We start from the raw sequence: 23,690 nt of genomic DNA, 5'->3' as shown, positions 1-23,690 counted from the left end.
TTATGGAAGCGGTGGGGGAGAATGCCGGCGAGGGGACGGACGAGCCCATACCGCTGTCTGCCCTGCAACACGCCATCTATTGCTTGCGGCAGGCGGCATTGATCCATCTTGAGCGGGTCTGGGCCGACAACCGCTTTACCGCCGAGGGCAATGTGCTGCATGCGGTGGCCGACAAGGGCGGGTCGCGAAAGGCGCGGGGCGTGCGCCGGGTCATGGCGCTGCCGCTCGCCTCGAAACGGCTGAACATCTCCGGCGTTGCCGATCTCGTCGAATTCCACCCGGCAGAGGGGGCAAGTGCGGGCAAGGAGCTTGCCTTCCCGATCGAATACAAGCGCGGCAAGCCGAAGCTGCACCGCGCCGACGAAGTGCAGCTGTGCGCCCAGGCACTCTGTCTGGAAGAGATGACCGGCAACCCGGTTCCGGAGGGAGCCTTGTTCTACGCCGAGACGAAGCGGCGGCTTGCCGTGCCTTTCGACGCCGAGCTGCGCCGGCTGACGGAAGACGCCGTCAGCGAATTGCAGGCCGTCTTCGACAGCCGGGTGACACCACCGCCGACGACACGCCGCGAGCGCTGCCGCGCCTGTTCCCTGATCGAGCTCTGTCGGCCCGACACGGTGGCAAGGCCCGCGCGGGCCTGGCGTGGCCGCATGCTGCAGAAACTGCTGGCGGAGGAGCCGACACCGTGAAGAAGCTGCTCAACACGCTGTATGTCACCACCGAAAATGCATCGCTGCGCAAGGACGGTGAAAATCTGGTGGCGGAGGTGGAGGGCGTCGAGCGCGCCCGTGTGCCGCTGCATATGCTGGCCTCGGTGGCGGTGTTCGGCGCCATTTTTGTTTCGCCGGCACTGATGGCGGCTTGCGCCGGCGCGGGCATCACCATCGTCATGCTCGATCGCAACGGCCGGTTTCAGGCGCGTGTCGAAGGCCCGGTTACGGGGAATGTGCTGCTGCGCCGGGCGCAATACCGCGCCTCCGATCGACCCGACGAGATCGTCCGGTCGATCGTCATCGGCAAGATCGCCAATCAGCGCTCGGTGCTGATGCGCTCGTTACGCGACTACGGGCCGGATTTTTCCGAACCCGATCGGACGGCGATTACCGCCGTGACCGAACGCCTGGCGCGTATCATCCGCCGCGTGGAACTTGCCGACGAAGGTCTGGACGCCTTGCGGGGCTCGGAAGGCGAGGCGGCCAACCTTTATTTTTCGGTGTTCGATCACCTGATCCGCTCTCCGGACGAGGAGATGCGGTGGAAGGGCCGTTCGCGCCGGCCGCCGCTCGATCCGGTCAATGCGCTTCTCTCTTTTCTCTATACCCTGCTCACCCATGATTGCCGTAGCGCCTGCGAGAGCGTCGGGCTCGATCCTGCCGTCGGCTTCCTTCACCGAGACCGTCCCGGCCGTCCCAGCCTGGCACTCGACCTGATGGAAGAAATGCGGCCGGTCCTGGCCGACCGGCTGGCCCTGTCGCTGATCAATCGCCGGCAAGTGCGGGCGAAGGATTTCGAGGTGCGGGATGGCGGTGCCGTGATGATGTCGGACGACGCCCGCAAGCTGGTGCTGACCGCCTGGCAGGAGCGCAAGAAGGACGAACGGCTGCATCCTTTCCTGGAGGAAAAAGCGCCGCTGGGCCTAACGCCCTACCTCCAGGCGCAAATGCTGGCCGGCCACCTGCGTGGCGATCTCGACGCCTATCCGCCCTGGTTCTGGAAATAGGAGGCGATCATGCTGGTGCTGGTGACCTATGACGTCAACACGACCGAAGGAAACGGCGCGGCCCGGCTGCGCGGCGTCGCCAAGGCCTGCCGGGATTACGGCCAGCGCGTCCAGTTTTCGGTCTTCGAGATCGAGGTCGATCCGGCGCAATGGGCAAAGCTGAAAGCTCGGTTGGAGAGCATCATAAAACCGGAGTTCGACAGCCTGCGCTATTATTACCTCGGCGCCAACTGGCAGCGGAAAGTCGAGCACATCGGCGCCAAACCCGCCACCGATCTCGGCGGCACGCTGATCGTCTGAGGCAGATTGCGGCGAAACGGCGCGGACCACATGCGTGCCGAAAAAAACGGCGCCGTTCGCACCCACGCCAGGTCTTTGAAATCGTGAAGAAATGTTGCCGCGTGGAAATTCCGGCCCGCCAACCGATGGTGTTTTTGGGTGGATACGCGCAAAGCTTTCGCTTTTCTCTGTCCGGGCAATCGTTTAGCAGATGTACTGTCGCCTCCCTCGCGGGGGGCGTGGATTGAAACGCCGCGAAAACCGCAAGACCATTGCCGCGCCGCGTCGCCTCCCTCGCGGGGGGCGTGGATTGAAACACCCGTCTTGCCTTCGACCTGTCCGTGAAGGGCGGTCGCCTCCCTCGCGGGGGGCGTGGATTGAAACGTAGGTTGGCCGCCAGCCGCGAACCATCCCTCGGGTCGCCTCCCTCGCGGGGGGCGTGGATTGAAACTCTTGCGTCGGCCGCGTCACAGGTGCGGGAGGTCGTCGCCTCCCTCGCGGGGGGCGTGGATTGAAACATGAAGACCGAGATCATGCCGGAGGTCAAGGCCGTCGCCTCCCTCGCGGGGGGCGTGGATTGAAACACCCCACCAATCACGACGTCGGCAACCAGACTGCGTCGCCTCCCTCGCGGGGGGGCGTGGATTGAAACCATATTCGCGGCTTCGGGGGCGGTCCGCTTGGCGGTCGCCTCCCTCGCGGGGGGCGTGGATTGAAACAAAAGCGGCGTTAGGCGGCTTCGATGCCGCTCGCCTGTCGCCTCCCTCGCGGGGAGGCGCGGATTAAAACTGCTTGTCGCGCTTGACGAACATCGCAGCGGCGGCGTCACCTCCCTCGCGGGCCCATGGATCGAAATTCGGCCCTGGCCTGACGTTCCATCTCGGCGATACCCCTTGACAAGAGCGTGCGCGGCTGGAGAACAACATCAATGTCAAGCCGGTCAGGGTGACGGCCGCGAGGTTGGCGATAATCCGATGGCGGTTCCGTTCGACAGTCTGGTCGGCCACCCAGGTGAATTCGGCTCTCTCACGTCTTCTTCAGCTGCCTGACATACCAGATCATGATCAGGGCAAGGCTGATGAAGACCGCGCCTGCAAGCACGACCGAGGCGACGGCGAGGCGCGGGGTACCGGCGGAGCGCAGGCTGAGCCACATCAGCACGGGCAGCGTCTGGGTATCCCGTGTGGTCAGGAACAGCGCCATCACGAACTCGTTGAGCGAAATGACGAAGGCAAACAGCGCCGACGAGATGATGCCGGTGGAAACCGACGGCAGGACAATCTCGAAAAAGGTCTGCACCGGCCGGCCGCCGAGATCGTAGGAGGCCTCGACGATGCGGTGGTCGACGGTGCGGAACGTCGCTTCCATCAGCATGAAGACCAGCGGCATCGCCCAGAGAGAATGTGCCAGCATGACCAAGCCGCGGGTTCCGTAGATATCATGGCCGAGGATCGAGACGTTGCCGAAGGCCATCGCCACGCCGAGGCCCAGCACTACGCCCGGCATGAACAGCGGCAGCATGATCACCAGATAGACGGCCGACTTCAAGGGAAAAGCGAAGCGTTCGAAGGCCCAGGCGGCGAGGACACCCGAGACGGTCGAGATCACCGTCGTGCCCAGGGCGATGATGACGCTGCTTTTCAGCGCGTCGACCCATTGCGGGCTTGCGAAGAAATCCTCGTACCAGGCGAACGACCAGGCCTTGATCGGAAAGCGGATCACCGACGCTTCGTTGAAGGACATGACCAGCGTCACCACCACCGGAATGGCGATGTAGGCGATGATGAAGATGGTGAAGGCGAGGCCCAGGATTCTGAGGAGCGTCGCGTCGAGGCGCGCCCGCGGCGTGTGCGCAAGCTTGAGGGGCTCCATTGGAAGTGCGGTGTCAGCCATTGAGAGCGGTCCGTTTCGATGACAGCATGCGGATGATCATCATCACGATCGCCACGCCGATGGTGAGTACGATCGAGAAGGCCGCGGCCCGCGGCCAGTTGTGCTTGCCCAGCATCTGTTCCTGGATGAGGTAGCCGATGGTCCACAACGTATCGGGGCCGAGCGCCGAGGGTGTTGCATAGGTACCGACGGCCCAGATGAAGGATTGGGCGAATGCCGCCGCGATGCCGCCCTTGGTCAGCGGCAGCAACACTTCGTGGAAGGTGCGCAGCGGTGCGGCGCCGAGATCGGCGCTTGCCTCCAGCACCTTCTTGTCGATGCCGTCGAAAATCGACAGCAGGATGAAGAAGCAGAAGGGCAGCGTGACATAGGTGAGGCCGACAAAGGCGGCGAACTCGGTATACATCAGGCTGATCTTGTCGGTGATGAGGCCGGATGAGACGAGCGCATAACTCAGCAGGCCGTTCTTGGGAAAGAACATCCACCAGCCGAAGATGATCGAGATTTCCGAGATCAGCAGCGGGCAAAGCGCCAGTGCCACAAAGGCCAGCCGCCAGCGTTTCGGCTTCAGCCAGACCAGCATGGCGAAGGCATAACCGATGATCACGGTGGCGATCGAGGAGATCAATGCCAGCCGCGCCGTGGTCCAGATCGCATTGCGGAAGGTCGGGTCCGTCAGCATGGCGGCATAATTGTCCCAGGTGAAGTCGGGGACGTAGAAGCGCTGGTCGATATGGGCGTTAAAACTCATGCGGCCCATGAAGAGGATCGGCAGGCCGAAGAAGGCGATGGCGATGAGCAGCGCCGGCGACATCAACAGCCAGGGCATCAGGGCCGCCGACCATGCCGGCCGTCGCGCCGCGTGGCTGTCGAGCACGGCCGTTTCCGAGGCCCCGCTCATCGGTAGGTCACCATGTCGGCGCTGCGCCAGCCGATATCGACGAGGTCGCCCGGCCGGTGCGCAATCGCGCCCTGATGGTCGACGAACAGTTCGATCTTGCCGGCCTTGAAGTGGTAACGATGGACGTCGCCGAGGAATTCGGTGAAATCGAGTTTGGCCTTGAGCCTGTTGTCCAGGTCGGCACGGTCGATCTGCAGCCGGCTTGGCCGGACGTAAAGCCGCCAGGCCCCGTCGGGCAGGCCGTTTGCGAGGTGCAGGTCGATGGCCGTGCCATCGGCATCCGCTGCCGCGCCCGCTGCTATCTGCATTTTCAAACAGCAGCTTTCGCCGATGAAGGTATAGACGAATTCACTCGCCGGTTCGCCGAACACTTTTTCCGGCCGGTCGATCTGCTCGATCCGCCCGCTGCGCATGACGGCGACGCGGCTCGACATCGCCATGGCCTCGCCTTGGTCGTGGGTCACATAGATGGCGCTGAAGCCGATTTCGTCGTGCAACCGCTTGATCTCGGCGCGCAACTGCAGGCGCAGCGACAGGTCGAGCGCCGAAAGCGGCTCGTCGAACAGCAGGATCGCCGGACGCACCACCATGGAGCGCGCCAGCGCCACGCGCTGCTTCTGGCCGCCGGACATCTGGGCGGGATACCGTTCCTCGAAACCGGTGAGGCGGACGATATCGAGCGCCTGGCGCACCCGCGGCGCGATATCCGCCTTGGCGACCCCCCGCATCCGCAATCCGTAAGCGACATTTTCCGCCACCGTCTTGTGCGGGAACAGGGCGCCGGTCTGAAAGATCGTCGCCGTATCGCGCTGATAGGCCGGAAGGTGATCGACACGGCCGCCATTGATGCGGATCGCGCCGGTATCCGGTTTCTCGAAGCCGCCGATCAGCCGCAGCGTCGACGTTTTGCCCGAACCAGAAGGCCCGAGCAGGGTGACGAATTCGCCGCGTTTGACGTCGATGGACACGTCGCCGACCGCGACGACACCACCGAAGGCACGCCGGAGACGATCAAGTTCCAGGGCACTCGTGTCTGCCACTACCATAACTCCACAAAAGGATGCGCCGGGCGCCGCACCGCATGGGTGCCCGGCCAGAAAACCGACCGTCAGCCTTCGGTCGTCTTGGTGATGGTTTCCTTCATGCGGACGCTGTAGGCATCCCAGTTCGGACCGAACTTGTCCCAGCCGTCGATGCCGAAGAGCTTGTAGGTATTGCGCAGCGCCGCATCGTCGCGGGGGTAGCTCGGCCAATGCGCCGGCGGCTCGAGGCCCTGCAGCGACATGAAGTCGGTGGAGGCGTTGAGGAAATTCTGCTGCGTTTCCTTTTCCAGCAGGTAGCTCATGAACAGGTCGCTGAGATCGGAATGTTTGGTGCCGCGCACCTTCATGAACCAGTTGGTGTAGGAGGCTGTGCCCTCCTGCGGAATAGCCGCCTCGAAGTCGTCGCCGTATTCCTTGATGAAACCGTAGGCGTCGGCGGAATACATCATCGCGACGGTGGCTTCTTCCTGGGTCATCAGGTTGGTCAGCTCGGCGCCGTCCTTGTACCACTTGGCGACCTTGAGCTTGTCCAGTTCCTTGAACAGCGCCTCGACATCGTCGGGCGAGCCGAACACCTCGTCGATCCCCGGCTTGGAGGACGACAGGAGGGCTGGAATGCAGAGATCCCAGTAGAAGGCGGAGGCATCGAGGGTCGTTTTGCCTATGGCCTTTTCGTCCCAGAATCCCTTCCAGCTGTCCGGTTTCAGGCCGCTCGACTTGGCCGTCAGCATCCACAGAGAACCGGTGCCGAACGGCACGCCGTAGTCCTTCGCCGCGCCGCGGTTTTCGTCGAACCAAGGGTAGATATTGGCATTGCCCGGAATTTTCGAGCGATCGACCTTCTGGAAGACGTTCTGTGCCATGCCGGTCGTGGTGGTGTATTCGTCGGCGATGGTCAGGTCGAAGGGCGGGTTGTCGGCCGGTGCGGCGACGATCTGGGCGACCATCTGGTCCCAGCCGCCGACGGTCTCGACCTTGGTGCCGTATTTATCGTTGAACGGCTTGACCACCGCCTCGCGAAAACTCAGTTCGTGGTTGCCCGACCAGGAGACGACCACCAGTCCTTCGCCGGCAAAGGCTGCCTGTGCCGACGCCGGGGTTGCCCGGCCGATGATGGCCGGCGCGCCGATGATCGTTGCCGCGCCCAGTGCGAGCTTCATCGCGCCACGGCGGCTGATGCCGTCTTTCATGTCTTCGAACGCCATAAGTTTCCCTCCGTTTTTGTTCCCCCTGGGGCGCCCGCTTTCTGCCGGTCAGACCCCGTTCACTCCCGCATTCCGGCTGCCCGGAATGGTCGTCTCCACCGGCTTAAAGCGCAGTGCCGACTTTCAGCCCTTCATAGACCGCTTCCTCTGCGGTCCGCGGCGCCATGCTGTCGCCGATGATGTGGACATCCCGACCCTGCTCGATCAGCCGGGCACTGAGGCCGTCGACCGGCTCGTGCCCGAGACAGAGCACCAGCGTATCGATATTTTCATACAGGATCGGCTGCTCGCTGACGGAATGCTGCATGTACACCGTGCCGCTGTCGCAACCGTAGAGCCGGGCATAGGGGGTGACGCGCACGCCCGATTTGTGCAATTCGGCGGCAAGATTGTCGCGCACGTAGAGCGGCAAAAGCTCCCCCGGATGCGTGCCGTTGACGGCAAGCTCGACGTTGCAACCGTCATTGACCAGCATTTCGGCAATGCCCGGCCCGATCCAGTCGCAACGCCAGTCGGCCACGACCACGCGGGTGCCGGTCTTGACCTCTTTCCGGATCACCTGCCAGGCATCGACGACCTGAACGCTGCCGTCGTCCGGCATCTCCGGCAGGAACGGTTTTGCGCCGGTGGCGATCACCACGGCATCGGGATTTTCCGCATCCACCAGCGCCTGGTCGACGCGCACGCCCTTGAACACCCGGACCTGCGCCAGTTCCAGCTCCCGCGAAAGATTGGTGACGATGCCGCCGAATTCCGCCCGCCGAGGCAGCTGCTGGGCCAACAGCGCCTGGCCGCCCAGGTGCTGGGATGCCTCGTAGAGCGAGACCTGGTGCCCACGCGCCGCGGCAATCGCCGCCGCCTTCATGCCCGCCGGGCCGCCACCGACCACCATCACCTTTTTCGGCCGCGCCGCCGGCTTCAGCGTGCCGAACTTGAGTTCGCGCCCGGTTTCCGGATGCTGGATGCAGGAAATCGGAAAGCCACGATGGAAATGGCCGATGCAGGCCTGGTTGCAGGCGATGCAGGCGCGGATATCGTCGGTGCGGCCTGCCTCGGCCTTGGCGGGCATTTCGGGATCGCAGATCAGCGCCCGCGTCATGCCGCAGACATCGGCAGACCCTTCCGCCAGCACGGCTTCCGCCTCGTGCGGCTGGTTGATGCGACCGGCAACGAACACCGGAATCCCGAGCGTCTTGCGGAACCGCGCGGCGTCCGACGCCAGGTAGGCGTTGCGATAGGCCATCGGCGGCACGATATGCACGGCGCCCCCCAGCGATGCCGATGTCCCCGCCGTGACGTTGACATAGTCGAGATGCGGTTCGAGCCTGCGACAGATCTCCAAAGCTTCGTCGATGCTCAGGCCGTGCTCGTCGCGCTCGCCGGAGCTGATCCGCATGCCGATGACGAAATCCTCCGACGTCGCCGCACGGATCGCCTTCAGCGCTTCGATGGCAAACAGCAGCCGTCCTTCGTCGGAGCCGCCGTAATCGTCGGTTCGGCGGTTGACGCGCGGATTGAGGAATTGTGCCGGCAGGTAACCGTGGCTCGCGACGAATTCCACGCCGTCGAGACCGGCCTCGCGCATCCGCCGTGCCGCCTCGCTGTAGCCGGCGATGATCTCCTTGATCATGCGCGTGTCGAGTTGCCGCGGCATGACGCGAAAGCGTTCGTTGGGCGATACGGACGGCGCATAGGCGACCGTCAGCAGGCCGTCGCCGCCTTCCATGATCTCGCGGCCGGGGTGGAAGAGCTGCGAGAACACCATGCAGCCATGTGCATGACAGGCCTCGGCCAGTTTCCGGTAACCGTCGATGCAGTCGTCCTCGGTCGCCATCAGCATGTGCGAGGTGTAGCGCGCCGTCTCGTGCACGCCGGCGACCTGGCTGACGATCAGCCCGACGCCGCCGCGGGCGCGGGCCTCGTGGTAGGCAACCAGCGCCTCATTGACCAGGCCGTCCGTCGGCAGCGTCGTATCGTGCCCGGTGGACATGATGCGGTTCTTGAGGCGGACGCCGCGGATCTGCAGCGGCTGGAAAAGATGGGGGAATGCGCTGTCGGCAGCGTCATTGCGATTGGCGGTAGTGTTCATGGTCGATCTCAGGCCTGCCGCGTCCGCCAATCGACGGGATCGAGCGCGTAAAACACGGTCGCGCCTTCGCCCTCATAGGCCAGCGCCGTGCCCTTCGGCACCCACAGGACATCGCCGGGCACCGTATCGAAAACCGCATCGCCGACCCGCAGCCGGAATTTGCCCTCGAGCGTGACGATCAGTTCGTCGTAGAGAACCGTCCAGGCGATGGAACAGTCGTCGAAGCGGGCGATCCCGGCGCCCATGGTCTTGCTGAGTTCCGGACCCACCAGGCGCGAAATCGCCGCCTTTTTCGGGTCGTCGCCATAGGCCTCGAACGAACGTTCGGATTTTTTGAAATGAATGACTTCCGTCACTGGTTCCTCCTCCTGAACCCAGCCCCGATGCGATTTTGGTAATCCATTGTGAGTAAAAAATCGACAGAAATTTTTACTGTAGCCAAAGTTTTATTCAGAAATTATGTTTCAGGTGTGGATCCCCACGGGGATCTTCATGCATTGCAGCATTTTTGGCCGCCGAGCTTGCGGAATGACCGCCGATCGGCAAAAAGGGAGCAGCGGGTGCCATGGGTCCGAACACACGGATCGACGGAAGCCGGATCGGGAGCAGGTATGGCATCTGAAATGGGTCTGGAAGCGGAAGCGGCTGGTGTCGGTGAGGACGCAGTCCTTGGCGAACGCATTCGCGGCTTGCGCAAGCGGCGAAAGATGACGTTGGCGCAACTGGCCGAAAGCGCCAACCTCTCGACCGGCTATATCAGCCAGATCGAACGCAAGCTTGCCTATCCCTCGATCCCGGCCCTGGTGAACATCGCCAAAAGCCTCGGCGTCACCGTGCAATGGTTTTTCGCCGGCGCTTCGCCCGTGCCGCAGGAAGAGCACGGTTATGTCGTGCGCCAGGGCAACCGGCTGAAAATCCAGTATGAACACGGCATCGTCGACGAACTGGTGACGCCGAAGATGAGCCTGCAGGTCGAAATGATCTACACGCGCCTGCCACCCGGTACGGAAAGCGCGGAAAGCTATACCCACGCGGGAGATGGCGTCGGCTTCGTGATTTCGGGCGAACTGGAAATATGGGTCGGCGAACGCCACTTCCATCTCTATGAGGGCGACAGCTGCTCCTATTCGTCGGGAGAACCGCACCGCTATCGCAATTCCGGTTCACGCGAAACGGTGGTCGTCTGGGCCATCAGCCCGCCGAGTTTTTAGACCCTTCGCGGTATCTATCCCTTCGGCTTGGGCATGCGCGGCGTGCCGGCGAGCAGTTTTTGCGTATAGGGATGGGCGGGACGGGCGAGAATGTCGCGCGTTTTGCCCTGCTCGACGATCCTGCCTTTTTCCAGCACCACCAGTTTCTCGCAGAGCAGCGCCACGAGGGCGATATCGTGCGAAACGACGATGAAGGTCGTGCGGGCGGACAGGGTGCGCAACAGATCGATGATGCGGGTGCGTGTGGTCAGGTCGAGCGCGCTGACCACTTCGTCGGCAATGATCAGGTCGGGGTTGGCGACGATCGCCCGCGCGATGGCGATTCGCTGCCGTTGGCCGCCGGAGAATTCATGCGGATATCGTTGCGCGGCATCGGCCGGCAGGTCGACGTCGTGCAGGGCCTGCGCCACCGCCGCCTGCACGTCGGTCTCGATCTTCAGTGAGCGCAACGGCTCGGCAATGATGTCGAAGACCCGCTGGCGCGGATCGAGCGAGGAATAGGGGTCCTGGAACACCGCCTGCACGCTGCGGCGGAAGCCGCGCATGAACGGCCGGTTGCCGGTGTCGAGGCGCTCGCCGCGGAAAGAAATCGCCCCCGCGGAAACCCGCTCCAATCCAAGCAGCAATTTCAGCAGGGTTGTCTTGCCGGAGCCAGATTCCCCGACGATGCCGAGATTGCTGCCGGCCGTGACGACAAGATCGACGTCGTGCAGTACCGTCTTCGCCGTCGTATATCCGAAGGAGATGCCGGCCAGGTCGAGAAGCGTCATAGGGCGGCCTCCAGGGCTTCGTCGAAGGCGCGGGCGGCAGCCACCAGTCCCTGCGTATAGGGATGGACCGGACGGTCGAAGAGCGTGCCGACCGGGCCTTGCTCGATCAGTTCGCCTTGACGCATCACCAGGGCTTGTTCGGCGATGGTCGAGACAACAGGCAGGTCGTGGCTGATGAACAGAAGGCTCATGCCCTCGTCCCGCACGAGGTTTTCCAGCAGCCTGAGAATTTCCGCCTGCGTGGTGACGTCGAGTGCCGTGGTCGGCTCGTCGGCGATCAGCAGTTTCGGCCGGCAGGCAAGCGCCATGGCAATGGCCGCACGCTGGCGCTGGCCACCGGAAATCTCATGCGGAAAGGCATGTGCGATACGCTCCGGTTCCGGCAGGGCAACACGTTGCAGGAGTTCCGCCACTCTGGCTTTCACCGCCGGCCTGCCAAGGTCTATACCGTCGCGCCGGGAGCGGCGGCGCACCACTTCGCCCACCTGATCGCCGATGCGCATCAGCGGATCGAGCGCCGTCATCGGCTCCTGAAACACGGCGGCGATGCTGCTACCGCGTAGCGGCACGAGATCGCGGTCGCGCGCACCGACGACCTGATGGTCGTCCAGCAGGATGGAACCGGAAACCCGCATCGATTCCGGCAGAAGTCCGAGCACGGCCAGCGCCGTCAGCGACTTGCCGGAGCCGGATTCGCCGATCAGGCCAAGACGTTCGCCGGCGGCGATGGAAAAGGAGACACCGGAAACCAGCGCACGCCCGGCGGTGCGGATTTCGAGATTTTCGACTGTAAGCAACGGCATTACCGGCCTCTCCTGCGGGTCGGATCGGCGACATCGCGCAAGCCGTCGGCGAAGAGGTTGAGGCCGATGACCAGGGAGACCAGAGCAAGGCCGGGCGCGATTGCGCCGAAAGGCGCGGTGTAGACGGAGGCCTGGGCCTCCTGCAGCAGCCTGCCCCAGGAGGCATTCGGCGGCGGCGCGCCAAGCCCGAGATAGGAGAGCGACGCCTCGGCGATGACCGCAAGCCCGAATTGCAGGGCGAAGTTGACGATCAGCGTCGGCCAGATGTTCGGCAGGACGTGGATGCGGACGATGCCCGGCCAGCCGGTGCCGGCAACCCGCGCCGCCGTGATGTAGTCCATCGCCAGGATGCGCTTCGACAGGATACGGGTCAGCCGCGCGACGATAGCCGAACCGGCAATGCCGATGGCGAGGATGGCCGTGCCCAGGCTGGCGCCGTCGCTGGAGGCGACGATCAGCATGGCGAGAAGCAATGTCGGAAAGGCGATGAGGATATCGAGGCCTGCGGCCAGCACATCGTCGAGCGTGCGCATGGCGAAGGCCGCGACAACCCCGATGGTGACGCCGATCATTGCGCTCAGCGCCACCGCGCCGCAGCCGACGAGAAGGGCTATGCGCGAGCCGATCATGATCTGGGTCATCAGGTCGCGGCCGAGGCGGTCCGTTCCGGCCCAATGCAGCAGCGACGGCCCTTCGAGGCGGCCGCCCGCCATGTCGCCGGCGCCGTAGGGCGTCCAGACGAGGGAAAGGAGGGCGATGGCGAGGTGAAGGCCAACCAGAATGCCGCCTGCGGCCAGTGGCCAGGGAGGCGACATGCGTCGGGCGGGGCGGATGGCAGAGGTGTTCTGTCCGCTCATGCGCCACCTCCGGCCACCCGGCCGCGCAGGCGCGGATCGACGAGCCTCTGCAGCAGGTCGGCGGCAAAGCCGACCGACAGGACCAGCAGCGTCGAGATGAAAAGCACGCCCTGAACGTTCGGATAATCGCGCTGCTCGATGCCGAGCAGCAGCATGGAGCCGAGGCCCGGCAGCGCGAAGACCCGCTCGACCACCACGGCGCCCAGCAGGGTCGAAGCGAGTTCTATGCCGAGAATGGAGATGACCGGCACGGCGCCGTTGCTGATGCCGTGGCGCAAAAGCGCCTCGGAGAAGGTGGCGCCAAGGGCGCGGGCGGTGCGCAGATAGTCGCTGCCCAGCACATCCTGGGTAGCGGAGCGCACATAGCGGATCAGCGAGGCGGACATGACGATGGCGATGGTCGCGACCGGCAGCACGAGGTTCTGGATGGCTGCGCCGGGCGCCTGCCAGCCGCGCGAGGGGAAGCCGCCCGACGGGAATAGCCTGAGGTTCACCGCAAAGATCGTGACCAGCAGGATGCCAATCCAGAACACCGGTATGGCGATGCCAAGCTGCGAGACGACGGAAATCAGGCCGCCGTACCAGCGGTTCTGCCGCACGACCGAAAGGATGCCGAGCGGCACGGCGATGGCGATGGCGACGACGAAGGCCATCAGCGTCAGCGGCAGGGTGACGATCAGGCGCTTGCCGATCTCTTCGAGAACGGGCGCCCCACTCACGAAAGAGGTGCCGAGATCGAAGCGGGCAAGGCTGCCGGCAAACCTCAGGAACTGCTCGTAGAGCGGCAGGTCGGAGCCGACCTGCTTGCGCGCCGCCTCGATCTGCGCCGCATCGGCCCCGACGGAGACGAGCGCGTTGGCGGGATCGCCCGGCAGGAGACGCAAGAGGACGAAAAGAATGACGGAGGCAATGACGACGGACAGCGCCAGAATGGCGGTGCGGCGGAGTATGTAGGAAAGTATGGTATCAACCTCTCATGGAGACGCCGCCCGAACATAGTTCAGGCGGCGTTTCGAGTCGAGTATCCCTGTTTGGGGACGGTTTATTCGGATTTGGTGATGCCGTAGGCGAAGAACTGCGAGTTGAGGCCGTTCAGCGAATATCCGGCGACCGTTGCCTTCGATACGACGATCTGCGGATAGAGGTAGAACCAGTTGCTGGCGGCATCCTCGGCGATGATCGTGTTGGCTTCCTTCAGCTTTTCGGCCTGCTCGGCTTCCGTCGCGCTGGCTTCCGCCTGCTTGATCAGGTCGACGACCTTCGGGTTGTTGTAACCCCAGTAAAAGTCCGGATTGCCGTAGAAGACGATGTCGCGATGATTGACGTGCTCCTGCAGGGTCGCCTGGAAATCATGCGCCTTGTAGATCTTCGTGTACCACTCGTTGGCGGTGATGACGTTGATTTCGACCTTCACGCCGACCTTGGCCAGTTCGCTCTGGATGAACTGCGCGGCAATCGGGTGCGGATCGTAGTTCGGCGTGTCGATGGTGAAGGTGAAGCCATCGGCATAACCGGCTTCCGTCAGCAGCGCCTTGGCGCTTTCCGGATCGTAGGCGTCGGTCTTCGTCAGGTCGACATACCACGCATCCGTCGGCGGAACGAAGGAGCCGATCAGCGTGCCGTAGTCGCCCCAGACGGCCTTCAGCAGCTTTTCGTCGTCGATGGCGCGGGCGAGCGCCTTGCGCACCTTGACATTGTCGAAGGGCGCGACGCGGTCGTTATAGGCGAGCAGCAGCTTCGTCGTGGACTTGCCTTCGCTGACGGTGAATTCCGGATTGTCCTTGAACTGCGCCAGCGAATCCGGGCTCTGCACCGAGGTGATGATATCGACCGAGCCGGTCAGCAGGGCGTTGTTGAGCGCGGTGGCTTCGGTAAAATACTGGAAGACGACTTCGCCGTTCTTCGGCTTTGCGCCCCAGTATTTGTCGAAGCGGGCGATCGAAAGCGACGAGCCGCGGCGCCATTCCTGCAGCGCGTAGGGACCGGTACCGTCTTCCTTCGCCTGGAAATCCGTCGCCTCGTCGTTGGCGATCCAGACGTAGCTCAAATTATAGGGCAGCGAGATCGAGCGCGAGGCGAGCTTCACGACCACGGTCGCATCGTCGGGCGTTTCGATGCCGGCGATGGATTTCAGGCTGTTCTTGCGCGAGCTCTTGGAGGCCTCGGCGGTCACCCGCTCGATGGAGAATTTGACGTCCTTGGAGGTCAGCGGCGCGCCGGAATGGAAGGCGACGCCCGGCTGCAGCGTAAACGTATAGGTGAGGCCGTCGTCGCTGACCTTGGTGTCCTTCGCCAGCACCGGCTCTACCGTTCCCGCATCCGTCAGGCGAAACAGCGCCTCGTAAACGTTGCCGTTGAAGGCCTCGTTGATGCCCTGGCCGGCGCCGGCCGTGTTGTCGAGATTCTGCGGCTCGTAGAGCGAGCCGATGTTGATCGTGGCGTCCGGATCGCTTTCCGCGGCAAGCGCCTGGCCGAAGACGCTCAATCCGAGCGCGGCTGCAAGCGCTGCCGTCACGGTCTTGTTGCCTGGGCCTTTGGCCCTGCCGTGGGTGTTGAAACCGTTCATCACATTCTCCTGTTTGCGTGCGGCCGCAATCACCAGCCGTCATGGGAAAAGATTGTAGTGATCCCGATTGGAAAAAGGTATGGGTTTCTACTCCAATTTGCGGAAATTAAAGGGAATTGTCTTTCAACGACCGTCAAATCCGGGGATGGTTTTCGCGCGTGCGGAGCGGCCGGCATGATGAATGAAGCGAGGAACGAATGGGCGATTTGAACCGTATGAAGGCGCAGGCACTGCTGGCTGCGGAGGGAATGGACGGCATGGTTCTGTTCCGGCCGGAAGCCTTCCGTTATGCCACCGGCCTGGCCGCCGGCGTGGCCACCATGTGGGGTCGTGCCGGCTCGGCCATCGCCCTCGTGCCCGCCGATGCGACGGCGCAGCTTGCCGCCGTCATCAGCGATCATGCAGCAGCCGGTGCGAAGCAATCTGCCGATACGATCGACATCCGCACCCACCGCATCTGGATCGATGGCGTCACCGTTCGCACGGCCGCGACGATCGCGGATATCGACGCTGCCTATCGCGCCGGCGGCAATGTCGGGCCGCGTCCGGAAACCTTCGACCAGCAGGCCTGCTTCCGTCTGCTTGCCGATCTTCTCGCCGAGCGCGGGTTGTCCCATGCCGTGCTCGGCGTCGACCTCGACTTTATGCCCGCCACCGATCTGGCGGCGCTGAAGGCGGCGATCCCCGGCGTGGAGTGGCGGGACGCTTCGGATGTCGTCCGGCGGCTGCGCCTCATCAAGACCGACCACGAGATCGAACGGCTGCGCAAGGCAGCCCATTGCGCCGAAGCGGGTCTGGAAAGCCTCATGCTCGCGGCGCGTCCGGGTGTACGTGTGGCGGAGCTTTCGGCCGCGTGGCTGGCCGGTGCCCGGCAGGCTGCGGCGCAGGGCGGGCATGGGCTTTCCGGCCATTGGGACTACATTTCCATTGGCGCGGACTTGCAAAATGCCGCGGAAACTCTCGGCGCTGGCGATCTCATCAAGGCGGATGTCGGCACGCTTGTCGACGGTTATTCGTCCGATGGCGCCCGCACCTTCGTCTGGGGTAAGGCTTCACCGCTTGCCAAGGAAATCTACAGGGCCCTGCTCGAAACGTTCCTGGCAGGCGTCGCGGTCCTGCGGCCCGGCAACACATTCGGCCAGGTGCATGAAGCGATGCTTGCCACGATGCGCCGGCATGGTTTCCGCGAATATTACCGCGGCCATTTCGGCCATTCCGTCGGCGCCGCCGCCGGCATCGAAGAATGGCCCTTCCTTTCCCGTGGCAACGGCATCGTCATCGAACCGGGCATGGTTCTTGCGCTGGAAGCGCCGTTCTATGCCGAAGGCATCGGCGCATTGATGATCGAAGAGCAGTTCCTCATCGCGCCCGGCGGGCCTGAGACGATGAACAGGTTGCCCCGCGACCTGATCTCGTTGGGTTAGCCAGCGAAACGGTTTGCTGCAGGGCCAGGATTGGAGCCTAGCCTGCCGGCTTTTGCGCCACGATCGCATAGCGGTGCTGCAGGCCGCGTGCCGTGGCTTTGAAGAAGCCGAAATGCGCGGCCTGGGCCTTGTGGATCTGCCGCAGGTTCGTGTCGGGGGTTACGGGGGAAAAGCCAGCCTCTCCAAGCAGGCGACAAACCGCATCCGCCCGCGCACCGCCGGAAAAATGAACGCGTGAAAGAATGCTCTCATGCGTGCCGGCCATGACGGCGGGCGCATGCGGCGCCTGCTCCTTTATGAAGCCGGTCTTTTCAAGGAAGGCGGCAAGGCGCTTGACCAGCCGTTCGGCAAGGCCGGCATTGACGAAATCGCCGTCGATGACCAGCAGCTTGCCGCCTGGTTTCAGGACGCGCAGCCATTCCGCAAAGCAGGCCGCCGGATCGACCAGCGTCCAGACGAGGTGCCGCGTCACGATGACGTCATAGCTGTCGTCGGGTTCCAGCGTGTTTTCCGCATCCCCGAGATGAAAGCGGATGGAACGGCCGCGAGCCGCAGCTTTTCCGCGCGCCCGCTCCAGCATCGCCTCCGACCAGTCGATGCCGGTTACCCGATAACCAAGATCGTCCATCAGGTGAGAGATCACTCCGGTGCCGCTGGCGAGGTCAAGAGCCTTGCGACCTTCTCCAGGGCCGAGATGTCGTTCGATCAGCCTGTGCCAGGCCTCCCGTTCGTCTTCGGAAAAGATTTCGTGGCCCGGCGACTGGTCGAAGGTCGCGGCGCGGGCCGACCAATAGGCCTTGATTTCATCCCGCAACGAGAAGTTGGAGCCTTCTGCCATTCGTCCGTTCTGCATTTTTATGCGCTCCCCGCTGGATATTCGAATTCTTCTAAAAGATAAATGTTGACGAATAAACTCATCAAATAATAAGTGCCGGCAGTTTCCACCGGAGATGAATCCATGCGCTTTTCTGGCAAATCGGCAATTTTCGCCCTTGGCCTTCTTGTGTCCACCGTGTTGCCTGCAATGGCCGATCCTGTCGTCGTAAAGGACGTGACGGGTCGCGACGTCGAAGTCAACGTGCCGGTCAAGCACGTCATCCTGGGTGAAGGCCGGCAGATCTATTTCCTCGCGGCGCTCGACAAGGAAAATCCGTTCCAGCACGTCGTTGGCTGGCGCGACGATCTGCCGAAGGCAGACCCGGAATCCTATGCTGCCTATCTGGCAAAGTACCCCGATATCGCCAAGCTGCCGACCTTCGGCGGCATGAAGGACGGCACCTTCGACATCGAGCAGGCTGTTGCTCTCAAGCCCGACGTCATCCTCATGAATATCGATGCCAAGACGGCGACGGAAGAGGCCGGTTATATCGAGAAACTCGCCAAGGTCGGCATTCCGTTGGTCTACATCGATTTCCGCGAAAAGCCGATGGAAAACACCGAGCCGAGCATGCGCATCATGGGCACGCTGATGGGCAAGGAGAAGGTTGCCGAAGACTTCATCGCCTTCCGCGCCGACGCCATCAACAAGGTCACGGAAACCCTTGCGAAGAACAATCCGGCCAAGCCCGTCGTCTTCGTCGAGCGGGCAGGCGGTTATTCCGACGATTGCTGCATGTCCTTCGGCAACGAGAATTTCGGCAAGATGGTCGAGATCGCCGGCGGCACGAACATGGCCAAGGACATCATTCCGGGCACGTTCGGCACGGTGAACCCCGAGCAGATCATCGCTTCCAATCCCGACCAGGTGATCGTCACCGGCGGCATGTGGGAAGGTTATGTGCCCGGCGGCAACTGGGTTGGCGTCGGTTATGGCGCCGATGCCACTGAGGCGCATCGCAAGCTGGAAAACCTGACCAAGCGCCCGGCCTTTACCGGCATCAAGGCGGTCAAGGACGGCAATGTCCATGCTATTTGGCACCAGTTCTACAACAATCCCTACCAGTTCGTCGCCATCCAGCAGATCGCCAAGTGGCTGCATCCGGATCTCTTCGCGGACCTCGATCCGGAAGCGACCTTCAAGGAGCTGCATGCCCGCTTCCTGCCACTCGAATACAAGCCCGGATATTTCGTCTCGCTGAAGGGCGAATAAGCAATGAATGCTGCGGCGAACCAGGCCAAAGCGACAGGGCGCGATTTATATCGCGCCCTTGCTTTTCGGCGTATTCTCATCCTCACCGGCCTTGCCATCGCGCTTGCGGTGAGCATCGCCGTCGACATGGCGCTGGGACCGGCGAACTACAGCCTGTCCGAAGTGCTCTTCGCGCTGTTTTCGCCCGCGGCCGCGGGTGATCAGTTGCGGGTGGTGATCTGGGATATTCGTATGCCGATCGCGCTGATGGCGGTCACTGTTGGGGCATCGCTGTCTGTCGCCGGCGCGCAGATGCAGACGATTCTCTCGAATCCGCTTGCCAGCCCCTTCACGCTCGGCATTTCGGCTGCCGCCAGTTTTGGCGCCGCGCTGGGCCTGGTCGGCGGCGTTGCCATCTTTCCGGGCGCGGTCCAGTACATGGTGCCGATCAACGCCTTTGTCATGGCCATGGTCGCCTCCCTCTTCATCCATTTCGCCTCGACGCTGCGGGGCGTCACGGTGGAGACCATCGTGTTGCTCGGCATCGCGCTCGTCTTCACCTTCAACGCCGCTCTGTCGCTCCTCGAATACCTCGCTTCCGAACAGGCGCTGGCCGCGGTCGTCTTCTGGACCATGGGCAGCCTGACCAAGGCCACCTGGGACAAGGTTTTCGTCACCGCCGCCATTCTGGTCGTGACGCTGCCGATCTTCATGCGCAATGCCTGGGCGCTGACCGCACTTCGGCTCGGCGATGACAAGGCCGCGAGCATGGGCGTCAACGTGCGGCGCCTGCGTCTGCACACGATGCTGATCGTCAGCCTGCTTGCCGCCATCCCCGTTTCCTTCGTCGGCACCATCGGTTTCGTCGGCCTTGTCGGCCCGCACATCGCCCGCATGGTGGTCGGCGAGGACCAACGCTTCTTCCTGCCGGGTGCGGTGATCTGTGGTGCATTGCTGCTTTCGGCGACATCGGTCGTCAGCAAGGTGCTGATCCCCGGGGCCATCCTGCCCATCGGCGTTATCACCGCCCTTGTCGGCGTTCCCTTCTTCTTCGTGCTGATTTTCTCGAACCGGAGGCGCGCATGGTAAGCCTCGTGCTGAAGGACCTCGGCGCCAGCTATGGCCGCACGACGGTTCTCTCCAAGGTCGCAATCGAACTTTTGACGCCCGGCGCCACCACGGCCGTGATCGGCCCGAATGCGGCGGGAAAATCGACGCTTTTCAAGCGCATCGCCGGCCTGATTTCCGGTCCCGGCGTCGTACAGCTTTCCGACGCGACGCGCGGCGACCGCTCGATCTGCTACATGCCGCAGGACACCGGCTCGAATGCCGTGCTGACGGTGTACGAATCGCTGCTGCTTGCCGCCAAGCAGGGCGGCGGCTGGCGGGTGCAGGACGAAGAGCTTTTCGAGATCGACACGATCCTGAAGGCGCTTCGCATCGAGGATCTTGCCTTTCGTGGTCTCGATGCCCTCTCCGGCGGCCAGCGGCAACTCGTTTCCCTCGGCCAGGCGCTGGTGCGCAAACCGGAAGTCCTGCTGATGGACGAACCGACCTCTGCGCTCGATCTCCACCGGCAGATCGACGTGCTGGAATTCGTCGCCCAGCTTGCCGGCCGCACCGGCATGATCGTGCTGATCGCCCTGCATGACCTGAACCACGCCTTGCGCTACTGCACAAATACCATCGTCATCGCCAACGGCGAGATGGTCTCGAGCGGGCCGACCGCCGACGTGATCACCCCGGCCATGCTGCGCGACATCTACCGCGTCGATGCCCGTATCGAGGCCTGCTCCCGCGGCCGGCCGATGGTGATCGTCGACGGGGCGCTCTGAGGCAGAGCGCTCTCTGCTTCCTGCTGGATCCAATTGACGCTGGAGTCGCAGCGGCAAAGCGGTGAGCCCGTAGATAGCGGGAGGCGCTTTGCGCGCCTCCCTATTCTTCAAAGATTGCTCATGCCGCCGTCGATGATCAGTTCGCTGCCGACCGTAAACGCCGACTCGTCGGATGCGAAAAAGACGACGGCCTTGGCGACTTCGCTCGATTTGCCGAAACGACCGATCGGGATCCGGTCGGTGATCGCGGCAGTGAAGGCCTTTACCTGCTCCGGGTCGCTGGAAAGCTTGCCGTAGAGCGGGGTTTCGATCGGGCCGGGGCTGATGGCATTGACCCGGATGCCGCGATCTTTCAACTCCCCTGAGAGCGTCTTGGCGAGGGTCAGCAGCGCGCCCTTGGTCAAGGCGTAGACGCTGGAGTTCGGGGCGCCGATATGGGCGTTGATCGAGGTGTTGAGCACGATCGAGGCCGGGTTGGCAAACAGCGGAGACAGTGCCTGGATCAGGAAATACGGCCCCTTGAGATTGATGGCGATCGAGCGATCGAAATCGTCTTCGCTCCATTGTTCCAGCGGCGCAAACTGCGCAATGCCGGCGTTGACGAAGAGAACATCGAGACGGCCGAAATGTTCGCGGATGGCGGCGGCGACGGCCTTCTGGCCGGCGACATCACCGGCATCGGCCTGGATGATCAGGGCGTTCTCGCCGAGTTCGGCACGCGCTGCCTCGACACTTTTTGCGCTGGAGCCGGTGATGGCCACGCGGGCACCCTCTGCGATGAACTGGCGGGCGGTTTCAAGGCCGATGCCGCTGGTGCCGCCGGTGATGAGGGCCACTTTATCCTGAAGACGGTTCATTTCTCTCACTCCTGTTGATGCGCTCACGCTCGTGGTGGCGCCGTCGTTTCTTTGCCGGGCAAGGCGTAGTCACGTTTGTTTCTCACGTTTTCCGTCTTGCTTCAGAGAGAATATGGATCGATTCAATCGTTCGGATTAGTCATCAGATGGTGAAATTCGAATTCGGCAAAGCCGAACGATGACCGGAGTGTTGCCGGCAGTTTTGATCTCTCGCCCCCCACACCAAGCCTCACCTTGCTGCATTCGTTAGTCGATGTCGGTCACAGGCTCACCATAGGCCGTCCGCTTGGCGCGCCGGATCGTCTGCGGCGGTTGGCCATAGGCGCGGATGAAGGCCCGGCGCATGCGGTCCCTGTCGGCAAACCCCGTCTGCTGCGCGACGACGTCGATGGGGTGGTTCGACCCTTCCATCAGGCTTCTGGCGGCTTCCAGCCGCAGGTTCTCCACCGCCTTGGCCGGCGATTGACCCGTTTCCGTGTGGAAGGCGCGACTGAACTGCCGGGGGCTGAGATTGACGACATCCGCCAGGTCCTCGACGTTCAGCCGCTTCGTCAGGTTGGCGCGGGCATAGGTGAGGGCCTTGTGGATCCTGTCCGATTTCGGTTCGAGCTCAAGCAGGGTTGAAAACTGCGATTGCCCGCCGGTCCGGCGGTGATACATCACCAGCTTGCGTGCGACGGCTTTCGCCAACTCGACACCATAGTCCTCCTCGATAAAGGCGAGTGCCAGGTCTATCCCCGCCGTCATCCCTGCCGATGTCCAGACCGGGCCGTCATTGATGAAGATGCGATCCTCCTCCACCTTCACTTTCGGGAAGCGGGCCTGCAATTCGCGGGCACGTGCCCAATGGGTCGTGGCGCGGCGACCATCGAGAATGCCGGCTTCCGCCAGCAGGAAGGCGCCCGTGCAGGTGGCGGCAATCCGGCGGCAATGTTGGGGAGCGGTCCTGACGAAGTCGATGAACTCAGGCGTTGCATCCTCCATACCGCCGCCGAGGATCAGGAGATCGAAGTAGCGATCGGACAGCGCCTCGGTTTCCACCGAAAATCCCATGGAACCGCGAACAGGCCCGCCATGTTGCGACAGGATCGTCACGTCGTAGACCTGCTTGCCAGCCTGGTGGTTGGCGATGTCGAACGCCGTCATCACGCCAAACCCCATCGGCGAGAAGCCAGGGTGAAGAACGAAACCGATGGCCAACACTGCAGTAGCTCCCGTGAATGTCTTGAAATGACGTTTATACGGCATTTCGGACATGGTCAATCGAGCGTAGTTTTGCGGCATCGAACAACGCCGCACAGGAGCAAGACAAATGACCGACACCAACAAAGGCACTGCAGTCGTCACGGGCGCATCGTCCGGAATCGGAGCCATCTATGCCGACAGGCTGGCACGGCAGGGTTACGACATGATCCTGGTCGCCCGCAGCAGGGACAAGCTCGATGCCGTCGCCAAGCGGATCGCTACCGAGACCGGGCGTTATGTCCATGTGCTTGCAGCCGACCTGAACGACAGACAGGATCTTGAAAAGATCGAGCAGGTGCTGCGCACCGACAGCACCATCACCCTGCTCGTCAACAATGCCGGCTTCGGCGCCGCCTCACCCTTCCTGCAAACCGACATGGACTGGATGGGCCAGATGATCGATCTCAACATCACGGCACTGACCCGGCTTGCTTATGCTGCCGGTCAGGCGTTCTCCGAGCGCGGCAAAGGGACGATCGTCAACATTTCTTCGATTGCCGCCATCGCTTCGGAACTTCTCAACGGCGTCTACAGCGCCAGCAAGGCTTTCGTCCTGACCCTCAGCCAGTCGATGAGCAAGGAGCTTTCCGACAAGGGTGTCCGGGTACAGGCGGTCCTTCCCGGCGCCACTGCGACCGAGTTCTGGGATGTCGCCGGCCTGCCGCATGCAAACCTGCCGCAGGATTGGGTCATGCGCTCGGAAGATATGGTCGATGCTGCCCTTGCCGGGCTTGAGCTTGGCGAGGTCGTAACGATCCCACCGCTACAGGACGGTGCCGATTGGGCAACCTTCGATGGGGCAAGGCAGGAATTGTCGGGCAAATTCCGCCACAAAATCCCCGGCGGCCGTTATCTCACGACCCGCTCGGCCGCGTGAACATACGACTGGCAGGCCCTCCCGTCGAACCATGGCACCGGCAAAAATTT

The 23,690-nt window shown here is 63.0% G+C and carries 23 protein-coding genes and 1 CRISPR repeat array; of the genes, 9 read left to right on the top strand and 14 right to left on the bottom strand.

The genetic code is table 11. The features are described from left to right. Positions 1-2 precede the first annotated feature (2 nt). From cas4 to cas2, 3 genes are read left to right on the top strand one after another with little or no spacing between them, the layout of a single operon-like run. Positions 3-686: a CRISPR-associated protein Cas4 gene (gene cas4 / locus ACSQ3I_RS06510; protein WP_435997154.1), complete on the top strand. Its 684-nt coding sequence runs from the start codon at positions 3-5 to the stop codon at positions 684-686. Then, positions 683-1,717, top strand: a complete 1,035-nt coding sequence (cas1c, locus tag ACSQ3I_RS06505; protein WP_435997153.1) for a type I-C CRISPR-associated endonuclease Cas1c — start codon at positions 683-685, stop codon at positions 1,715-1,717. The genes cas4 and cas1c overlap by 4 nt, the downstream gene beginning before the upstream one ends. A 9-nt stretch (positions 1,718-1,726) precedes the next feature. Beyond that, complete coding sequence (gene cas2 / locus ACSQ3I_RS06500) at positions 1,727-2,017, top strand: CRISPR-associated endonuclease Cas2 (protein ID WP_435997151.1); 291 nt, start codon at positions 1,727-1,729, stop codon at positions 2,015-2,017. Positions 2,018-2,214: 197 nt separating this feature from the next. Further along, positions 2,215-2,580: a CRISPR direct-repeat array (repeat unit 33 nt; unit sequence GTCGCCTCCCTCGCGGGGGGCGTGGATTGAAAC). Between the two features lie 442 nt (positions 2,581-3,022). Here the strand turns inward: cas2 and ACSQ3I_RS06495 are convergent. From ACSQ3I_RS06495 to ACSQ3I_RS06470, 6 genes are all read right to left on the bottom strand, one after another. Then, the gene (locus ACSQ3I_RS06495) at positions 3,023-3,889 is read right to left on the bottom strand and encodes an ABC transporter permease (RefSeq protein WP_435997149.1); all 867 of its coding nucleotides are present in this window, start codon (positions 3,887-3,889) and stop codon (positions 3,023-3,025) included. Then, positions 3,882-4,790, bottom strand: a complete 909-nt coding sequence (locus tag ACSQ3I_RS06490) for an ABC transporter permease (RefSeq protein WP_435997147.1) — start codon at positions 4,788-4,790, stop codon at positions 3,882-3,884. Before ACSQ3I_RS06490 ends, ACSQ3I_RS06495 begins: the two co-directional genes overlap by 8 nt. After that, on the bottom strand, positions 4,787-5,830 hold the full coding sequence (locus ACSQ3I_RS06485) for an ABC transporter ATP-binding protein (RefSeq protein ID WP_435997145.1): 1,044 nt from the start codon (positions 5,828-5,830) through the stop codon (positions 4,787-4,789). The genes ACSQ3I_RS06490 and ACSQ3I_RS06485 overlap by 4 nt, the downstream gene beginning before the upstream one ends. Positions 5,831-5,898: 68 nt before the next feature. Beyond that, positions 5,899-7,038: an ABC transporter substrate-binding protein gene (locus ACSQ3I_RS06480; RefSeq protein ID WP_435997143.1), complete on the bottom strand. Its 1,140-nt coding sequence runs from the start codon at positions 7,036-7,038 to the stop codon at positions 5,899-5,901. 103 nt (positions 7,039-7,141) lie between these two features. Beyond that, positions 7,142-9,127 carry an FAD-dependent oxidoreductase gene (locus ACSQ3I_RS06475; protein ID WP_435997141.1) on the bottom strand — a complete coding sequence of 662 codons (1,986 nt, stop codon included), beginning with the start codon at positions 9,125-9,127 and terminating at the stop codon, positions 7,142-7,144. Positions 9,128-9,135: 8 nt separating this feature from the next. After that, on the bottom strand, positions 9,136-9,483 hold the full coding sequence (locus ACSQ3I_RS06470) for an ethanolamine utilization protein EutQ (RefSeq protein WP_435997139.1): 348 nt from the start codon (positions 9,481-9,483) through the stop codon (positions 9,136-9,138). 255 nt (positions 9,484-9,738) lie between these two features. Between ACSQ3I_RS06470 and ACSQ3I_RS06465 the strand changes: the two genes are divergently transcribed. After that, the gene (locus ACSQ3I_RS06465) at positions 9,739-10,338 is read left to right on the top strand and encodes a helix-turn-helix domain-containing protein (protein WP_435997137.1); all 600 of its coding nucleotides are present in this window, start codon (positions 9,739-9,741) and stop codon (positions 10,336-10,338) included. Positions 10,339-10,352: 14 nt separating this feature from the next. Here ACSQ3I_RS06465 and ACSQ3I_RS06460 read toward each other — a convergent pair whose 3' ends face one another. The 5 genes from ACSQ3I_RS06460 to ACSQ3I_RS06440 form a co-directional block, all read right to left on the bottom strand. Continuing rightward, the gene (locus ACSQ3I_RS06460) at positions 10,353-11,108 is read right to left on the bottom strand and encodes an ABC transporter ATP-binding protein (RefSeq protein WP_435997135.1); all 756 of its coding nucleotides are present in this window, start codon (positions 11,106-11,108) and stop codon (positions 10,353-10,355) included. Next, positions 11,105-11,911: an ATP-binding cassette domain-containing protein gene (locus tag ACSQ3I_RS06455; RefSeq protein ID WP_435997133.1), complete on the bottom strand. Its 807-nt coding sequence runs from the start codon at positions 11,909-11,911 to the stop codon at positions 11,105-11,107. Before ACSQ3I_RS06455 ends, ACSQ3I_RS06460 begins: the two co-directional genes overlap by 4 nt. Continuing rightward, positions 11,911-12,768, bottom strand: coding sequence for an ABC transporter permease (locus ACSQ3I_RS06450; RefSeq protein WP_435997131.1), 858 nt, complete (start codon positions 12,766-12,768; stop codon positions 11,911-11,913). Before ACSQ3I_RS06450 ends, ACSQ3I_RS06455 begins: the two co-directional genes overlap by 1 nt. Next, entirely contained in the window at positions 12,765-13,718 is a 954-nt protein-coding gene (locus ACSQ3I_RS06445; RefSeq protein ID WP_435997567.1) for an ABC transporter permease, read from the bottom strand. The genes ACSQ3I_RS06450 and ACSQ3I_RS06445 overlap by 4 nt, the downstream gene beginning before the upstream one ends. Positions 13,719-13,810: 92 nt before the next feature. Then, positions 13,811-15,334, bottom strand: coding sequence for an ABC transporter substrate-binding protein (locus tag ACSQ3I_RS06440; RefSeq protein WP_435997129.1), 1,524 nt, complete (start codon positions 15,332-15,334; stop codon positions 13,811-13,813). Positions 15,335-15,531: 197 nt separating this feature from the next. On the opposite strand from ACSQ3I_RS06440, the gene ACSQ3I_RS06435 reads away from it, so the two are divergent. Then, positions 15,532-16,758 (top strand): M24 family metallopeptidase, encoded by a 1,227-nt coding sequence (locus ACSQ3I_RS06435; protein WP_435997127.1) that lies wholly within the window; start codon positions 15,532-15,534, stop codon positions 16,756-16,758. A gap of 37 nt (positions 16,759-16,795) precedes the next feature. Here the strand turns inward: ACSQ3I_RS06435 and ACSQ3I_RS06430 are convergent, their stop codons facing one another. Continuing rightward, positions 16,796-17,611, bottom strand: a complete 816-nt coding sequence (locus tag ACSQ3I_RS06430) for a class I SAM-dependent methyltransferase (RefSeq protein ID WP_435997126.1) — start codon at positions 17,609-17,611, stop codon at positions 16,796-16,798. Positions 17,612-17,716: 105 nt separating this feature from the next. On the opposite strand from ACSQ3I_RS06430, the gene ACSQ3I_RS06425 reads away from it, so the two are divergent. The 3 genes from ACSQ3I_RS06425 to ACSQ3I_RS06415 are packed head-to-tail and all read left to right on the top strand — an operon-like array spanning position 17,717 to position 20,661. Next, positions 17,717-18,847 carry an ABC transporter substrate-binding protein gene (locus ACSQ3I_RS06425; protein WP_435997124.1) on the top strand — a complete coding sequence of 377 codons (1,131 nt, stop codon included), beginning with the start codon at positions 17,717-17,719 and terminating at the stop codon, positions 18,845-18,847. 3 nt (positions 18,848-18,850) lie between these two features. Further along, positions 18,851-19,915: a FecCD family ABC transporter permease gene (locus ACSQ3I_RS06420; protein ID WP_435997122.1), complete on the top strand. Its 1,065-nt coding sequence runs from the start codon at positions 18,851-18,853 to the stop codon at positions 19,913-19,915. Next, entirely contained in the window at positions 19,909-20,661 is a 753-nt protein-coding gene (locus tag ACSQ3I_RS06415; protein WP_435997120.1) for an ABC transporter ATP-binding protein, read from the top strand. Before ACSQ3I_RS06420 ends, ACSQ3I_RS06415 begins: the two co-directional genes overlap by 7 nt. Positions 20,662-20,768: 107 nt before the next feature. On the opposite strand, the gene ACSQ3I_RS06410 is transcribed toward ACSQ3I_RS06415, so the two are convergent. Then, positions 20,769-21,518 (bottom strand): SDR family oxidoreductase, encoded by a 750-nt coding sequence (locus ACSQ3I_RS06410; protein ID WP_435997118.1) that lies wholly within the window; start codon positions 21,516-21,518, stop codon positions 20,769-20,771. A 246-nt stretch (positions 21,519-21,764) separates the two neighbouring features. Beyond that, positions 21,765-22,721, bottom strand: coding sequence for a GlxA family transcriptional regulator (locus ACSQ3I_RS06405; RefSeq protein ID WP_435997116.1), 957 nt, complete (start codon positions 22,719-22,721; stop codon positions 21,765-21,767). 109 nt (positions 22,722-22,830) lie between these two features. Here ACSQ3I_RS06405 and ACSQ3I_RS06400 point away from each other — a divergent pair, with 109 nt between their 5' ends. After that, positions 22,831-23,640, top strand: coding sequence for an SDR family NAD(P)-dependent oxidoreductase (locus tag ACSQ3I_RS06400; RefSeq protein ID WP_435997114.1), 810 nt, complete (start codon positions 22,831-22,833; stop codon positions 23,638-23,640). Positions 23,641-23,690: the final 50 nt, after the last annotated feature.

It is taken from the genome of Rhizobium sp. LjRoot30 (genome assembly GCF_964253915.1).
Taxonomy (GTDB): domain Bacteria; phylum Pseudomonadota; class Alphaproteobacteria; order Rhizobiales; family Rhizobiaceae; genus Metarhizobium.
This window is presented reverse-complemented; position numbering and strand designations above follow the sequence as displayed.

Bases quoted from the DNA above. Each gene is read 5' to 3' on its own strand.
- cas4 (WP_435997154.1), top strand. From the start codon at position 3: ATGGAAGCGGTGGGGGAGAATGCCGGCGAGGGGACGGACGAGCCCATA.
- cas2 (WP_435997151.1), top strand. From the start codon at position 1,727: ATGCTGGTGCTGGTGACCTATGACGTCAACACGACCGAAGGAAACGGC.
- ACSQ3I_RS06495 (WP_435997149.1), bottom strand. From the start codon at position 3,889: ATGGCTGACACCGCACTTCCAATGGAGCCCCTCAAGCTTGCGCACACG.
- ACSQ3I_RS06490 (WP_435997147.1), bottom strand. From the start codon at position 4,790: ATGAGCGGGGCCTCGGAAACGGCCGTGCTCGACAGCCACGCGGCGCGA.
- ACSQ3I_RS06480 (WP_435997143.1), bottom strand. From the start codon at position 7,038: ATGGCGTTCGAAGACATGAAAGACGGCATCAGCCGCCGTGGCGCGATG.
- ACSQ3I_RS06475 (WP_435997141.1), bottom strand. From the start codon at position 9,127: ATGAACACTACCGCCAATCGCAATGACGCTGCCGACAGCGCATTCCCC.
- ACSQ3I_RS06465 (WP_435997137.1), top strand. From the start codon at position 9,739: ATGGCATCTGAAATGGGTCTGGAAGCGGAAGCGGCTGGTGTCGGTGAG.
- ACSQ3I_RS06460 (WP_435997135.1), bottom strand. From the start codon at position 11,108: ATGACGCTTCTCGACCTGGCCGGCATCTCCTTCGGATATACGACGGCG.
- ACSQ3I_RS06455 (WP_435997133.1), bottom strand. From the start codon at position 11,911: ATGCCGTTGCTTACAGTCGAAAATCTCGAAATCCGCACCGCCGGGCGT.
- ACSQ3I_RS06450 (WP_435997131.1), bottom strand. From the start codon at position 12,768: ATGAGCGGACAGAACACCTCTGCCATCCGCCCCGCCCGACGCATGTCG.
- ACSQ3I_RS06440 (WP_435997129.1), bottom strand. From the start codon at position 15,334: ATGAACGGTTTCAACACCCACGGCAGGGCCAAAGGCCCAGGCAACAAG.
- ACSQ3I_RS06435 (WP_435997127.1), top strand. From the start codon at position 15,532: ATGGGCGATTTGAACCGTATGAAGGCGCAGGCACTGCTGGCTGCGGAG.
- ACSQ3I_RS06430 (WP_435997126.1), bottom strand. From the start codon at position 17,611: ATGCAGAACGGACGAATGGCAGAAGGCTCCAACTTCTCGTTGCGGGAT.
- ACSQ3I_RS06425 (WP_435997124.1), top strand. From the start codon at position 17,717: ATGCGCTTTTCTGGCAAATCGGCAATTTTCGCCCTTGGCCTTCTTGTG.
- ACSQ3I_RS06420 (WP_435997122.1), top strand. From the start codon at position 18,851: ATGAATGCTGCGGCGAACCAGGCCAAAGCGACAGGGCGCGATTTATAT.
- ACSQ3I_RS06415 (WP_435997120.1), top strand. From the start codon at position 19,909: ATGGTAAGCCTCGTGCTGAAGGACCTCGGCGCCAGCTATGGCCGCACG.
- ACSQ3I_RS06410 (WP_435997118.1), bottom strand. From the start codon at position 21,518: ATGAACCGTCTTCAGGATAAAGTGGCCCTCATCACCGGCGGCACCAGC.
- ACSQ3I_RS06400 (WP_435997114.1), top strand. From the start codon at position 22,831: ATGACCGACACCAACAAAGGCACTGCAGTCGTCACGGGCGCATCGTCC.